The 13,655-nt window shown below is 71.3% G+C and carries 13 protein-coding genes; 5 read left to right on the forward strand and 8 right to left on the reverse strand.

The genetic code is table 11. The annotated features are described in order from the left end of the window. The first annotated feature begins 25 nt into the window (after positions 1 to 25). Entirely contained in the window at positions 26 to 1,087 is a 1,062-nt protein-coding gene (locus tag C463_RS01950) for a TrmB family transcriptional regulator (RefSeq protein WP_008440607.1), read from the forward strand. Positions 1,088 to 1,144: 57 nt separating this feature from the next. Here C463_RS01950 and C463_RS01955 read toward each other — a convergent pair whose 3' ends face one another. The 8 genes from C463_RS01955 to C463_RS01990 all read right to left on the reverse strand — a co-directional run bounded on the left by C463_RS01955 (position 1,145) and on the right by C463_RS01990 (position 9,896). Next, positions 1,145 to 2,194: a DUF7551 domain-containing protein gene (locus C463_RS01955; RefSeq protein ID WP_008440609.1), complete on the reverse strand. Its 1,050-nt coding sequence runs from the start codon at positions 2,192 to 2,194 to the stop codon at positions 1,145 to 1,147. Positions 2,195 to 2,222: 28 nt separating this feature from the next. Beyond that, positions 2,223 to 3,086 (reverse strand): FAD-binding protein, encoded by an 864-nt coding sequence (locus C463_RS01960; RefSeq protein WP_008440610.1) that lies wholly within the window; start codon positions 3,084 to 3,086, stop codon positions 2,223 to 2,225. Beyond that, complete coding sequence (locus C463_RS01965) at positions 3,087 to 4,331, reverse strand: ABC transporter substrate-binding protein (protein WP_008440611.1); 1,245 nt, start codon at positions 4,329 to 4,331, stop codon at positions 3,087 to 3,089. Between the two features lie 102 nt (positions 4,332 to 4,433). Further along, entirely contained in the window at positions 4,434 to 5,318 is an 885-nt protein-coding gene (locus C463_RS01970) for an ABC transporter ATP-binding protein (protein WP_008440612.1), read from the reverse strand. Further along, positions 5,319 to 6,536, reverse strand: coding sequence for a FecCD family ABC transporter permease (locus C463_RS01975; RefSeq protein ID WP_008440613.1), 1,218 nt, complete (start codon positions 6,534 to 6,536; stop codon positions 5,319 to 5,321). Next, positions 6,533 to 7,525, reverse strand: coding sequence for an FAD-dependent oxidoreductase (locus C463_RS01980; RefSeq protein WP_008440614.1), 993 nt, complete (start codon positions 7,523 to 7,525; stop codon positions 6,533 to 6,535). The genes C463_RS01975 and C463_RS01980 overlap by 4 nt, the downstream gene beginning before the upstream one ends. Next, the gene (locus C463_RS01985) at positions 7,522 to 8,787 is read right to left on the reverse strand and encodes an ABC transporter substrate-binding protein (RefSeq protein ID WP_008440615.1); all 1,266 of its coding nucleotides are present in this window, start codon (positions 8,785 to 8,787) and stop codon (positions 7,522 to 7,524) included. The genes C463_RS01980 and C463_RS01985 overlap by 4 nt, the downstream gene beginning before the upstream one ends. Before the next feature lie 194 nt (positions 8,788 to 8,981). Beyond that, positions 8,982 to 9,896, reverse strand: coding sequence for a serine/threonine-protein kinase RIO2 (locus C463_RS01990; protein ID WP_008440616.1), 915 nt, complete (start codon positions 9,894 to 9,896; stop codon positions 8,982 to 8,984). Between the two features lie 146 nt (positions 9,897 to 10,042). On the opposite strand from C463_RS01990, the gene C463_RS01995 reads away from it, so the two are divergent. The 4 genes from C463_RS01995 to C463_RS02010 all read left to right on the forward strand — a co-directional run bounded on the left by C463_RS01995 (position 10,043) and on the right by C463_RS02010 (position 13,342). Beyond that, complete coding sequence (locus C463_RS01995) at positions 10,043 to 10,909, forward strand: lipoate--protein ligase family protein (protein WP_049905399.1); 867 nt, start codon at positions 10,043 to 10,045, stop codon at positions 10,907 to 10,909. Between the two features lie 64 nt (positions 10,910 to 10,973). Next, the gene (locus tag C463_RS02000; RefSeq protein WP_008440618.1) at positions 10,974 to 11,810 is read left to right on the forward strand and encodes a deoxyribonuclease IV; all 837 of its coding nucleotides are present in this window, start codon (positions 10,974 to 10,976) and stop codon (positions 11,808 to 11,810) included. A gap of 67 nt (positions 11,811 to 11,877) precedes the next feature. Next, the gene (locus C463_RS02005) at positions 11,878 to 12,372 is read left to right on the forward strand and encodes a hypothetical protein (protein WP_008440620.1); all 495 of its coding nucleotides are present in this window, start codon (positions 11,878 to 11,880) and stop codon (positions 12,370 to 12,372) included. A 70-nt stretch (positions 12,373 to 12,442) separates the two neighbouring features. Further along, positions 12,443 to 13,342, forward strand: coding sequence for a class I SAM-dependent methyltransferase (locus tag C463_RS02010; protein ID WP_008440621.1), 900 nt, complete (start codon positions 12,443 to 12,445; stop codon positions 13,340 to 13,342). The last annotated feature ends 313 nt before the right edge of the window (positions 13,343 to 13,655 follow it).

Below are 13,655 nucleotides of genomic sequence, written 5' to 3' on the forward strand. Positions count from 1 at the left end.
AGTGTCGCTCGGCAGAGGCGTGCGTATGGACGACCGGACGCTGACCGATCTCCTCCGTCGATTCGGGCTCTCGGACAAGGAGGTCGACACCTATCTCAGTCTGCTGGAACACGGCGAGGCGAAGGCGAGCACCGTCGCCGACGCGGCGGGCGTCTCGAAGCGGTACGTCTACAGCGTGAGCGAGTCGCTCGCGGAGCGCGGCTTCGTCGAGGTGAACGACCACGTCGTGCCGACGACGATCCGCGCGAACCCGCCGGACGAGGTGATCGACCGGCTCCGGTCCGACGTGGACGCGATGCGGCCCGGGCTGGCGGAGCGGTACTCCCGCGTGGAGCGCCAGGCCGAGCAGTTCGAGGTGATCAAGTCGCGGGCCACCGTCATCAAGCGGATCCGCTCACTGCTCGCGGACGCCGAGAGCGAGGTGGCGCTGTCGATCACCGCGAAGCAGCTCCCCGAGGTGAAGGAGGCGCTCGCCGACGCGGTCGACCGCGGCGTCCTCGTCCTCCTCGTCGTCTCCGACGCGGCCGCGGACCTGGGCGCGGACGACCCCGGGCTGGCGGGCGTCGCGAACGTCGTCCGGACGTGGAGCGAGGCGATGCCGACGCTGCTCACCGTCGACTCCGCGGCCGGCGTCGTCTCCCCGCCGGAGCTCCTCCGTCAGTCGACGACCGACCGACAGGCGATCGCGTTCGCACAGGAGCAGCTCGCGCCCGTGATCGTCGGATCCTTCCTCGGGAACTACTGGCCCGCCGCGACCGAGCTCGCCGTCGCCGACCCGGCGCCGCTCCCGGTCGAGTACACCGACTTCAGACACACCGTCCTCCAGGCGACGCTGCGGCTCCGCGCCGGCGACCCGCCGCGGGTGACCGTCGGCGGCCGGTGGACCGACGACGACGAGCCGGCCGAGGTCGTCGGCCGCGTCGTCGAGACGAGACAGGGGATGGTCGAGCCGACGAACAACGAGTTCCCGGTCGAGCACTCGCTCGTCGTCGAGACCGCCGACGGCGAGGTCGCCGTGGGCGGTCAGGGCGCGTTCGTCGAGGACGTCGAGGCCGACCTCGTCCGGATCGAGCCCGACGACGAGTAGCGCCGGGGCCGGAGGACGCGGACCGGCCGGCGGCACGCGGGGACGGGGGACGCGGCGTCACCGCTCCGACGGGACCGGCGCGCTCGCCGGACCGCCGTCGACGGCGGCGTCGTCGGGAGCGATCCGGAACCGCCAGTCCGGGCCGGCCGGGTCGCCGCCGCCCGCGAGGAGGGCGACCCCGGCGATCCGCCCGCGCGGGTCTCGGCGACTTAGCTCCAGCGCCACGGGGAGCGTCGGGACCCGCCCGTCGGTCGGCGACAGGGCATAGCCGGAGACGCAGACCGTCGCGTCGGCCGTCGCCGACGAGTCGGGCTCCGTGGCCGGTCCGGGGTCGTCGACGCGCTCGTACCCGTCAGCGAGACCGACCCCTGCGAGCCGATCGAACGCCGCGCTCACCGGATCGGCGGCGGGCCGTTCGCGGGGCTCTGAGAGCCGGTCGGCCGCGTCGGACAGCACAGACGCCTGCGTCGCCGGGTCGAGGTGGCGGTCCAGCGCCGTTGCCATCGCTTCGAGCAGGGACAGACACAGCCGGTCCGGGTCGGCGATCCGCTCCGCGCGAGAGAAGTACGCGTCCATCACCGCCGACTCGGCGCGGTCGTGGCCGCCGGCGGAGAGCGCCTCGAACGTCGCCGCAGCCGCCGCGTGACAGAACTCGACGCGATCGCGACGCCGCCCGCGACTCGTCGCTCCGTCCGGAGTTCGGCGGTTTGCCCGTTCCTCGTCGGGTCCGGCGTCGACGCCGCGCCGGCGGTGTGCGGCGTTGCCCACGACCCGATCGGCCAGCTCGTCCGGCAACGACTCGTCGGCGGTGGGGGCGAAGAGCGGGGATTCGCCGTCTCGGCCCGTCGGGCGCGCCGGTGGCTCGGCGAACTCCTGTCTGGCGACGACGTCGTAGAAGGGGAGTTCGGGGTCGTAGCGGCGGAGCGCGTCGCGGTACTGCTCGGTCGCCCGGGCGGCCGCGCGGGCGGTCTCGCGGCTGTCGAAGCGCAGCCCCGCGGCCGGGACCGGCCGGTCGCCGTACCGCGCACAGACGAGCGTGAACTCGCCGTCGTCGACCGCGAGCGATTCGATGTGGTCCGCGATGTCGAGTAGGGTGGTTCCGATCACGGGTGTCTCCGTTTTAGCGACTCCGGCGTCACTCCTCCAAGCTCGGGTGCGTCTCCTGCGGGTCCGGGTGCGGCTCGGCGAACCGGTCGCGGGTCGCGTCGAGCGCGGCCGCCTCGCGCTCGCGGCGCTCCGCGGCGTCGATCTCCTCGCAGCCGGGCGGCACCTCGCGGTCGCGGTCGGTGAAGTACCCCTTTGGCGCCACCCAGTCGTGGTAGAACGGGACGTCCGCTTCTTCGAGGAGCGTGACGGCGACCTCGGCGCCGTGGCCGGCGCACACCGCGGCCTGATGCGGTTTGCGAGCGAGTCGCCCCGCGGCGTACAGCCCGTCAACGCCCGTCCGCCCGCGCTCGTCGGCGTCGACGTACGTCTTCCCGCGGTCGACGATCCCGACGCCGTCGAGCGCCTCCAGATAGCCCACCTCGTTCTTCGTCGCGGCGACGACGTGTCGCGCCCGGATCCGGTCGTCACCGTCGGTCGCGACCACGAATCTGGCGTCGTCGGAAGCGTCGTCGGGGTCGTCGCCCCCGTCTTCACCGCTGTCCGGGTCGACGAGCGATATCCGCGTGACGCGGGCGTCGAGGCGGTCCGCGCCGGCGGTCTCGGCCTGCTCCCCGAGCAGGTCGAGGAACCGCCGAGCGTCGACGCCGAGCGGGAAACCGGGGACGTTCTCAAGGCGTGCGTTCCGGCGGAGGATCGAGCCGCCGGGGTCGACGACGAGCGTGTCGAGCTCCTGCCGGGCGGTGTAGACGGCCGCCGAGAGCCCGGCGACCCCGCCGCCGATGACGACCACGTCGCGGTTCGGGTCCATACCCGTCGATGCGGCCGAGACGAGATACGGGCGTCGGTCTCGGGTCGCGTTGCCCACCGCGAACGCCGACTCGCGGGCGCGCATCTACAGGTTCCCGTTGATCACGTCTGCGACGCGCTGCCGGTCGAACAGCCGTTCGTCTTCCGGGATCTCCGGGTACGGGCCCTCCTCGTAGCGGGGCCACTCGCCGAACGCGTCGGGATACAGCTGCTTCGCGGTCATCTCCAGCTGGAAGAGGTTGAGGACAGGCCCCTGATACCGGGCGCCCTGCGGGTGGATCCGGCCGTTCTTCACCGCCGTGACCTCCGAGCCGACGGGGTCCTCCTCGAACGCCGTCCGCCGCCCGGCCATGTCCGTCCCCGGCTCGAAGCCGCCGAGGTAGAGGATGACTTCGGGGTCGGCCTCTAAGATGGTCTCGAAGTCGACGACGGTGCCGGACTCGACGCTCCCCTCGAAGGCGTCGCGGGGCCCGAGCGGCCGCGTGTGCGACGTGAGGAACCCGGGGTTGCTCAGGGTGTACGCGTAGATCTCCTCGATGTCGGCGGCCGCGACCATGATCGCGGTCGGGCGCTCCGACTCCGACGGCAGCCCGTCGTCGACCGTGGCGAGGAGGTCCTCGCGGACCGCGGCGAGCGCCTCGTAGCGCTCGCGCTCCCGGAACGCCTCGGCGACGAGTTCGAACTGCGCCCAGAGGCCGTAGTACTGGTACCCGTCCGCCCACCCCTCGGGGGGCTCCTGATGGCGGTCGGAAAGCGAGTTGCCGAACCACGGCGAGACGCGCTCGGCGATCTCGTCGACGTCCTCGCGCCCCCACGCGTCCTGTCGCGTGATCCACGCCGGGTCCGCGAGGTGGACGTCGCTGTCCAGTTCGTACAGCTTCTCCTTGTCCGGCTGCCACGAGGAGTAGAGCCCGGACCAGTCCAGCGAGACGCCGGGGAGCCGCTCGACGAACTGGTTCCAGAGGCCGTCGTAGTAGTCGGGCGCGTGCATCGCGGTGATCCCGTCGCTCCGCCCCAGCGCGAACGCCATGTCCGCGTGGTGCGTCAGGCGCGTGAACACCGTCTCCGGCGGCGACTCGAACGTCACCTCGCCGACCGGCGAGATGGACGCGGTGTAGCTCCCGTCGCCGGCGTCGTCCGCCGAGGAGTCGTCCGAGTCGCTCGGCTCGCTCCCCGCCGATTCGGTCTCGCCGCCGTCGCCGCCGGCCGGATTGGACTCCGCCTCGCCGCCCGCACAGCCGGCGAGCAGGCCGCCGAGCGCGACCGTACCGCCGTACTTCGCGAAGGTTCTGCGGGTCGGTTCCGTCGGGACTTCGGCTCCGTTGGGCATGCTTTTAGGCTCACCTAAAACACTATAACCGTTCCGGTTTTTAGGCTTGTCTAAAACAGACGCGAGAACGCGGCGGCGGGCCCGGACGCGTGCCGAGCCGCGCTACTCCTCGTGGCGCGCGCGGATCGGCGTCACTCGCGGGCCGCTGTCGGTGTCGACGACCTCGGCGTCGACGCGGAACACCCCGGAGAGCAGCTCTTCGGTGACGACCGCCTCGGGCGGGCCGCGCGCTCGGACCTCGCCGTCCTTGAGCGCGACCACGCGGTCCGCGAGCCGCGCGGCCTGCTCGATGTCGTGGAGGACGACGACGACCGTCACGTCGCTCTCGTCGCGGAGCGTCTCGATGATCTCCATCACCTCCATCTGGTGATGGAGGTCGAGGAACGTCGTCGGCTCGTCGAGCAGGAGCACGTCGGTGTCCTGCGCGAGAATCATCGCGATCCACGCCAACTGCTTCTGCCCGCCGCTGAGGCTCCCGACCTCTCGGTCGCGCAGGTGGCCGCAGCCCGCCAGGTCGATGGCGCGTTCGACCGCCCGGGCGTCCTCGCTTGTTGTCCGCTCGAAGAACCCGCGGTGCGGGTAGCGGCCGTGGTACACGAGGTCCTCGACGGTGATGCTGTCTGGCGACGTGCTCTCCTGCGAGAGCAGCCCGAGCCGCTTCGCGAGCGCCTTCGTGTCCATCGAGTGGACGTCGCGCCCGTCGAGCAGCACCGAGCCGCCGTCGGGGTCGATCTGGTTTGCGAGCCCCTTCAGCAGGGTGCTCTTCCCGGAGCCGTTCGGGCCGACGAGCGCCGTCACCGCGCCCGGCTCGGCCGCGATCGACTCGCCGTCGACCACGGGCTCCGGGGCCGTCGGGTAGCCCAACACGAGGTCCTCGGCGTCGAGGTCGCTCGCGTCGGTCGCCGCGTCCGACTCGATCGCTTCCGGCGATTCGTTCGCGCCGCTCGGTTCGTCCGACTCCGTCGCGTTCGCGTGTTCGATGGACATTCAGAGGTCACCCACGTTCTGCTGTCGCCGCATCAGGTACAGGAAGTACGGCCCGCCGACCAGCCCGGTGACGATCCCAACCGGGATCTGCGCGTCCGCGCCGGTGAGGACGCTCATCCCGAGGCGCGCCCCGACGTCGGCGCCGACCATCAGCGCCGGGCCGACGAACAGGCAGCCGACGATCACCCGCTTGTAGTCGCTGCCGACGAGGTTCCGGACGACGTGCGGGACGATGAGGCCGACGAAGCTCACGATCCCGGCCACCGCGATGCTGGCGGCCGCCGCCAGCACGGCGACACCGGAGAGCGCGAACCGCACCTTCTCGATCGACATCCCCAGCGACTTCGCCGTCTGTTCGCCCAAGAGGAGGAGGTTCAGCTGCCGGGACCCCGCGAGCGCCAGCCCCATCGCCGCGAGCGTCCACGGGAGCGCCATCCGGACCTGCTCCCAGTCGGCCCCCGTCAGCGAGCCGGTGGTCCACTGGATCGCCGACTGGACGACCCCGATGTCGTCGGCGAAGAAGAACAGCCCCGTCTGGAGGCTGTTGAAGACGGTGCCGACGATGACGCCCGCGAGCACGAGCCGGACGGGGCTCGTCCCGTTCTTCCACGCGATGGCGTACACGATCAGGAACGCGACCGATCCGCCCAGCGCCGCGATCAGCGGGAGGAACGCCGAGAGGCCGCCGAACACGACGAGCGTGAGCAGGATCATTAAGCCGGCGCCGGAGGAGACGCCGAGGATGAACGGGCTGGCGAGCTCGTTCCGCGTCACCGCCTGGAAGATGGCGCCGGAGACGGCGAGGTTGGCGCCGACGACGACGGCGACGAGCACCCGCGGCAGGCGGATGTTCCAGACGACGAGCGTCTCGCGCGCGAGCTCCGGAAGTTCGCCTTGGAACCCCGTGACCGCGCGCATGAGTTCCTCACCGAGCAGGAAGTTGAGGGACCACCGCGGATCGAGCAGGACGGCGGGGTCGAGGACGGCCCGCCACGCCTGCCCGACCGTCATCGAGTACGCGCCGAAGCTCACCTGAACGAGCCCGGCGAGGACGACCAGCAGGAGGCTCGCGGCCGCGACGGTCAGCAGCCGCGGCTCGAACAGCCACCCGAGCCGGTCGCCCTCGGCCGGTCGTCGGGCGGAGGACCCGCTGCCGACGCGCCGCCCCTCGTCGCTGGTCACCGATCCCCCGTCGGTCGCCGGTCGCTCGCCGGTCATCGCGTTCCCCCGTCGGCTTGCGGCGCGTCCGGCCCCCCGTCGGCCGCGTACGCCGCGACCGCCTCGTCGTCCATCGCGCCGAGCAGCGCGTCGGGGCCGTGGGCGTCGACGACCGCGTCGGGATCGAGCCGTTCGGCGAGCGCGCGGTGGCCCGCCGCGGTGCGGGCCGCCTCCTCGTCGGCGTCGACGTACGACGCCAGCGCGTCGTCGACCGCGGCCTCGCGGACGCGCGCGAACCGCGCCGAGTCGGGGTCGACCGGGCCGTCCGCGTGCTCCGCGTCGAACCACTCGACCCACCGGTCGCGGTCGGCCCACTCGCCGTCGAGTTCGGCCTCGCGGCGGACCCAGTCGACACCCTCGGCCGCCTCGGGCCACCAGCCGTCGTCGATCCGGGCGTCGGCGACGACGCGCTTGCCGACGCGCGCGCCCCGCCCCGCGGCCGTAACCGCCTGCCGGTCGGCGTCCGAGGGGGAAGCGACGTACAGCCCGTCGACGGGGGTCGTCCCGTCGCGGTCGGCGTACTCTCTGTCGAAGTGCTCGTGGGTCTCGCCGGCGTGATCGTGGACCTCGAACATCGCGTCGTCGTCGTCGAGCCCGCGGAGGTACTCACCGTCGTAGCGCGTCGCCGCGATCACCCGGCGGGCGGCCACCGGCTCGCCCTCCTGTAGTGTCACCTCGAACGGCGGTTCGTCGGCGTCGGAATCCCCCAGGCGTTCGACGGACTCGACGAGGTCGTCGACGACGGCACAGCCCGCCCGTTCGGCCTGGGCGCGCATGAGGTCCGAGAGGGTCCCGACGTCGATACCGGCCGGGAAGCCGGGGTAATTCTCCAAGTGCGCGCACCGCGCGAGCGACGACCGACCGCGGTCGAAGACGGCCACGTCGAGGCCGTCGCGCGCGGCGAACACCGCGGCGGCGCAGCCGGCCGGCCCGCAGCCGACCACGACGACGTCGCGCTCGGCCGCCCCCGTCTCGGCGGGACTGGTCATTCGGCCCCACCCGTGACGATCGAGGCGACCTCGTCGCGGTCGAAGAGTCGCTCGTCGGCCGGGATGGCGGGGTAGTCGTCGCCGTGCTCGTAGCCCGGCCACTCGCCGAACCGCTCCGGAAACAGCTGCTTCGCGGTCATCTCCAGCTGAAACAGGTTCATGATCGGCCCCTGAACCGGGTCGCCGGAGGGGTAGAAGCGGTCGTTCGCTATCGCGGAGAGCTCGCCGACAACCGGGTGTTCCGACAGCTCCTCGCGGATCGCGCCGACGTCGTAGTAGGAGGCGATCCCGTACTGGTGGAGGATGACATCGGGGTCGACTTCCAGCAGTTGCTCGTGGTCGTAGGCCGTCTCGTAGGTGACCTCCTCGGCCGCGAACGCGTCGGGGACCTCGAACGGACGCACGTGCGCGTTCGCGAACCCGGGCTCGTCGGTCCGCGAGGGGTAGTAGGTCCCGTCCATGTAGAGAAGCGTCGCGACGGTCGGCCGCTCCTCCGCCGGCGGGAGGTCGCTCCGGATCGTCTCGATCAGGTCCTCGCGGACCGCGTCGAGCGCTGCGAAGCGCTCCTCCTCCCGGAACGCGGCCGCGACGCGCTCGCCGATCTCCGGGAGACGGTAGTACTCGTATCGGTCGCGGTACGCCTCGGGCGGCTGCGAGTGCCGGCGGCTGTAGGCGTTCCCGAACCACGGCGCGACGCGGTCGCGGACCTCGTTCACGTCGTCCTCGTCCCAGCCGTCGAAGGAGGCGAACAGCGCCGGGCCCGCGAGGTGGAGGTCGGAGTCGAGTTCGTAGAGGAGTTCGCGGTCGACGGAGATGCCTCCGCCCGAGCCGCTGTTGAGTTGCGTGAGCCCCTCGCTGTCGAACGAGACGCCGTCGAGGTCGGCGTAGTAGGCGTCGAGCGTGTTCCCGCCCGCGTCGGCGTCGAAGCCGAGCGAGTTGACGGCGTCGCCGTGTCCGAGCGCGACCGCGAGGTCGGCGTACAGCAGGCTGTACACCATGACGTCTTCGGGGACCGTGTCGAACGTCACCTTCCCGACCGGCGCCATCGCGGCCGCGTACGACGTTCCCTCGTCGGACTCGCCCGACGACCCGTCTCCGCCGGAGTCATCGCCCGCCGACCCGGTTTCGCCGGTGGGGTCGGATCCGCTCGGCTCCGACTCTGTCCCGCTACACCCGGCGAGCAGTCCCGCGCCGGCGACGGCCCCGGCGTACCTGATCGCGTCGCGTCGCGTGCCCGCGAGTCGGCCCGCGTCTGGTTCCATGTGGTTTAGGCCACCCTAAAGGATTAAAGCGGTTTCGAATCTTAGGCGAACCTAAACGGTCGGCCACGGACGAGCGACGGCGCTCGCGCGGCGACGAGGGCCAATGGGGCCGACGAGTCCGGAGGCCCCTGCGCCTCCCGAGTCGAAGTCCGGAGATAGCCGACCAAATCAGATTTTGTATCGTGCTATGCGGTTTATTTTGCGCCGAAGGCCCGAACGCTCTCGAACGAGCCGTCGGCGATAGCGGCGGCGATCCCGTCAGAATCGGCGTCTCGGGGCACTTCGTGGGGGTATTTCCGAGCGAAGTACCGCAGGAGGTTCTCGACGTCGCGTTCGAGGAACTCCCGGGCGTTCTCGTGGTCGACGGACACCGCCTGCGGCCAGTCGAAGATCGTGATACCGCCCTCTGCGACCGCGACGTTGTGTTCGGAGGCGTCGGCGTGGACCCAGCCGAGTTCATAGGCGGTCGCGAGTTCGCGGAGGATCAGATCGAGGACGCCGACCGCCTGTTCGGGGTCGAGCGTCGCGCGCGCGAGTTCGACGCCCGCGAACTTCTCCATCACGATGGCGTGGCGGTTGTGGTCGACCGGTCGCGGGACGCTCACGTCGGGGTACATCGCCTCCATTACCTCGTACTCGCGTTCGGCCGCCTTGCGCGCGGTGTAGAGCCACGAGACGTGGTCCCGGTCGGCGGTGTACTCGCGCTCGCGCTTCACTTCGCGGAAGTTTGTGTACCCCTCGCGGTGGTACTTCAGGGCGAGCGGCCGGAACGACTGCGCCTCGTACACGTCGCCCTCCTTGCCGAGTCCCAACGGTGAGCCCACGCCGTCGATCGTCTCGCGCTCGGCGAACGTCCGGAGCGCCAAGGCGTCGTACCCCTCGAAGGTGAGCTGGTACCCCTCGTACTGGATCGTCTTCCGCTCGATCAGCTCGCGGTCGAGACAGCGGTCGATGCGGTAGTCGACCTCCTCGCGCGTGAGGTCGGCGTAGTCGGGGAGTTTGTCGCGGCGGACCCACTCCGAGAAGCGCATCCCCTGCTCGACGCCCGAGAGGAGGTAGAAGTCCTCGGGGTCGAGCTCCGCCATGTCGCCGGCGACGTTTCGCACCATACGCGCCCCTACTCCGGCGATTCCTAAAAGGGACGCGCGTTCGGCGGGAGCGCTCATTATAGCGTATATCGCGATAGCAAATCCACGTCGCGTCGCCCTCGGCGGCGAGCGCAACCGCTTTCGGCGGGGCACCCGACGTGGACGATATGACTGCGACCGCCGTCGACTGGCGGCTGATCCGCGAGGAGGCCCGCCCCGGACCGATGCAGATGGCGCTCGACGAGGTCGCCGCCGAGACCGCCGCGGCGGGCGGCCCCGCGACGCTCCGGACGTATCGCTGGGAGCCGAGCTGTCTCACCCTCGGCCGCCATCAGGACCCGGAGACGGTCGACTGGGCGTTCTGCGAGCGCGAGGGGATCGACGTCACGCGCCGGCAGACCGGCGGCGGCGGGATCTACCACGACGCGCGCGGGGACGTCGCGTACGCGATCGCGGTCCCCGCCGAGACGGTGCCGGGCGAACTGCTCGACTGCTACCACCTGCTCTGTGAACCCGTCCTCGACGCGTTCGACCGGCTCGGGGTCGACGCGGACTATGTCGAGGAGTCGGTCCCGGAGCTGTACCACCCGGCCTGCTACCTCCGCGAACTCCACCCGGCACACGACGTGGTGGCAGTCGGGGGAGACGGGTCCGATGCCGACCGCGACGGACCGCGAAAGATCGCCGGCAACGCGCAGTACCGCAAGCGGGAGGCGGTGATCCAGCACGGGTCGCTGTCCTTCTCGGTCGACGCGGACCGTCACCTCGGCGTGTTCGCCGACCCGCCGGTCACGGCCGACGAGTTCCGCGAGCGCGTCGTCGGCATGGGCGACCTCGTCGACGTCGACCGCCCCGACGCCGTGGCGACCGTCGAGGCGGCGCTCGACGATTGGGCGGGCGCGGCGCCGGAGGCGACCGTGGATCCAGACGGCTCGTGGACGGACGCGGAACTGGAGCGGGCCGAGGAACTCGTCGAGGAGAAGTACCGGGACGAGGAGTGGATCCGGACTCAGCCCGGAGGCGGCGGAAGGTAGGAGACACCGTCGGCGGTTCACCCGGTTCCGAAGATGCTTTTCCGACCGCCCCCCAGTGTTCGGTATGAGTCTCAAGGTCGGCGCGCACGTCTCCATCGCCGGCGGCGTGGACAACGCCGTGGCGAATCAGGTCGAGGTCGGCGGCAACTGCGGACAGATCTTCACGCACTCGCCGCAGGTGTGGCAGGACCCGGGCATCGGCGACGAAGAGGCCGAGCGCTTCCGCGAGGGGACCGAACGCGACTTGGAGGGGCCGTGGGTGATCCACACCTCCTACCTCGTGAACCTCTGTACGCCGAAGGAGGGGCTCCGCGAGAAGTCGCTCGACTCGATGCAAAAGGAGGTCGACGCGGCCGACAAGCTGGGCATCCCGTACGTGAACGTCCATCTCGGCGCGCACACGGGGGCCGGGGTGGAGGGCGGCCTCGACAACGCGGCGTCCGTGATCGACGACCTCGACGTCCCCGACGGCGTCACGATCCTGATCGAGAGCGACGCGGGCGCGGGGACGAAGCTCGGCGGCGAGTTCGGACACCTCGCGGGGGTCATCGATCGCACGGAAACGGACATCGACGTCTGCGTCGACACCGCGCACGCCTTCGCGGCGGGCTACGACCTCTCGACGCCCGAGGCGGTCGACCAGACGATCGGCGAGTTCGACGACGTGGTCGGCCTCGAACACCTGGAGTACGTCCACCTCAACGACTCGAAACACGAGTGCGGCACCAACAAGGACGAACACGCCCACATCGGCGAGGGCCACATCGGCGAGGCGGGGATGGAGCGGTTCCTCAACCACCCCGATCTGGCGGACGTGCCGCTCGCCTTGGAGACGCCGACCGAGGACGGGAAGAGCTTCGCGTGGAACATCGACCGGGTGCGCGAGCTCCGCCGCGACTGAGACGTCGGCCGCGCCGACGCCGTCCGTCCGACGCGGTTTTAAGTTATGGCCCGGGTGATCCACAGACATGTCCACCACGAGAGCGCTGCTCGTCGGCCGCCGCCGCGGCCGCGCGGTCGGCCTAGTGGTCGGATTTGCCGGGGTCGTGGCCCTCGTGCTCGTCGCCGCGTTCGTCGCCGAGTCGGTCGGCGCGACGGCGGCGGCCGCGCTGACCGACCGGCTCCTCCCGCTGCTGGTGTTCTACGCGCCCGGCCCGCTGGCCGCCGCCGGGGCGTACGCCCGCTGCGGGGGGCCTGCCTGTCTGGCCGTCGGCGTCGTGCCGGCGGTCGTTCTCGGGGGGTTCGTCCTCGTCGGGACGGTCGTCGGCGTCCCCGGCGTCAACGGCGGGGACCCGGGGCTCGGTGACGTGGCGATGAGCTTCGCCGCGATCGGGGTGACGAGCGCGTTCGTCGGCTACTGCGCCGGCGTGACCGCCGTCCTCGCCGCCGACCTGCTGGGGTTCGGAAGTGACGGAGCGGGCGACTCGCCGGACGGCAGCGAGGGAGACGCCGACGAGGAGTGAGGAGCCCGAGAGGGAGTCGGGGCGCGACCGATCTCCGGACGTTTATTTTCGCCCGCGGCGAAGCGGGCCCGTGCGACGCTTCTCCGCCGAGTACCTCGAACACACCCGCCGCGGGATGTGGGACGACGATCGCGACGCGCTGGCGGACTTGGCGCTGCCGAGCCGCGAGCGCGTCCTCGACGTCGGCTGCGGCACCGGGGAGCTGACCCGCGTGTTGGCCGCGGAGGCGAACGCGACCGGGGAGGCGACGGACGCGGCTGGAACGGACGGAGAGGCGACGGACGCGGCCGGGGAAGAGACGAGGTCGGACGCGACCGTGATCGGCGTCGACGCCGACCCGGAACTCCTCTCGGTCGCCCGCGAAGCGGAACGGGAGGCGGAGGCCGGCGCGCGGATCGACTACCTCGCGGGCGACGCGACCCGGCTTCCGGTCGGCGACGACGCGGTCGACCTCGCCGTCTGTCAGGCGCTGCTGATCAACCTGCCCGACCCGACCGCGGCGGTCCGGGAGCTCGCCCGGGTCTCCGCGGACCTCGTCGCCGCGGTCGAGCCAGACAACGGGGACGTGCGGGTGACCTCGACGGTCGACGCCGAGGAGCGGCTGGAGCGCGAGGCCCGCGAAGCGTACGTCGACGGGGTTGACACCGACGTGGCGCTCGGCGACCGGGTCCGCGAGGCGTTCGGCGAGGCGGGACTCGTCGACGTGCGCACGCGGCGCTACGTCCACGAGAAGCGGACCGAGCCGCCGTACGCCGAGGCCGCGCTGCGGTCGGCGGCGCGGAAGGCTTCGGGCGCGGGGCTGGCCGACCACCGCGACGAACTGGTGGCCGCGACCTCCGAGGCCGCCTACGACGGCCTCCGCGAGCGCTGGCGAGAGATGGGCCGCGAGGTCGTCGACGCCATCGGCGCCGAGGAGTACGAGCGCGTCGAGTACGTCCCGTTCGACGTGACGGTAGGACGTGTCGAGTGACTGAGCGGGCGGAACCGGTGCGGTCAGGCGGTTATTTGTAAGCCGAGTTGGGTTTTCGGGAAATGTTTATAAGTGAAACGGCGGACCAGAGACGACTACTGCCAAAGCCCCAGTCGCGAGGGTTCGGTGCGCTCGCTGTGGTCCTCGGCGCTCACTTCGTTCGCCCCTGCGGTCCTTGCGTCGCGCGCCTTCGCCCTCGCGACTGCCCATTTGAGTCCCGCCCAACCGCACAGCGACCGCACCTCACGCCTCCCCAGCCTCGTCGGTGGTCCTCCGCTTCGCTCCGGACCACCGACTCCAGCGAGAATCGAAG

It is taken from the genome of Halorubrum californiense DSM 19288 (assembly GCF_000336875.1).
GTDB classification, from domain to species: Archaea; Halobacteriota; Halobacteria; order Halobacteriales; family Haloferacaceae; genus Halorubrum; species Halorubrum californiense.

Excerpts from the sequence above, each read along its gene's own strand:
- C463_RS01950 (WP_008440607.1), top strand. The coding sequence starts at position 26 with ATGGACGACCGGACGCTGACCGATCTCCTCCGTCGATTCGGGCTCTCG.
- C463_RS01960 (WP_008440610.1), bottom strand. The coding sequence starts at position 3,086 with ATGCGCGCCCGCGAGTCGGCGTTCGCGGTGGGCAACGCGACCCGAGAC.
- C463_RS01965 (WP_008440611.1), bottom strand. The coding sequence starts at position 4,331 with ATGCCCAACGGAGCCGAAGTCCCGACGGAACCGACCCGCAGAACCTTC.
- C463_RS01970 (WP_008440612.1), bottom strand. The coding sequence starts at position 5,318 with ATGTCCATCGAACACGCGAACGCGACGGAGTCGGACGAACCGAGCGGC.
- C463_RS01975 (WP_008440613.1), bottom strand. The coding sequence starts at position 6,536 with ATGACCGGCGAGCGACCGGCGACCGACGGGGGATCGGTGACCAGCGAC.
- C463_RS01980 (WP_008440614.1), bottom strand. The coding sequence starts at position 7,525 with ATGACCAGTCCCGCCGAGACGGGGGCGGCCGAGCGCGACGTCGTCGTG.
- C463_RS01985 (WP_008440615.1), bottom strand. The coding sequence starts at position 8,787 with ATGGAACCAGACGCGGGCCGACTCGCGGGCACGCGACGCGACGCGATC.
- C463_RS01990 (WP_008440616.1), bottom strand. The coding sequence starts at position 9,896 with ATGGTGCGAAACGTCGCCGGCGACATGGCGGAGCTCGACCCCGAGGAC.
- C463_RS01995 (WP_049905399.1), top strand. The coding sequence starts at position 10,043 with ATGACTGCGACCGCCGTCGACTGGCGGCTGATCCGCGAGGAGGCCCGC.
- C463_RS02000 (WP_008440618.1), top strand. The coding sequence starts at position 10,974 with ATGAGTCTCAAGGTCGGCGCGCACGTCTCCATCGCCGGCGGCGTGGAC.
- C463_RS02005 (WP_008440620.1), top strand. The coding sequence starts at position 11,878 with ATGTCCACCACGAGAGCGCTGCTCGTCGGCCGCCGCCGCGGCCGCGCG.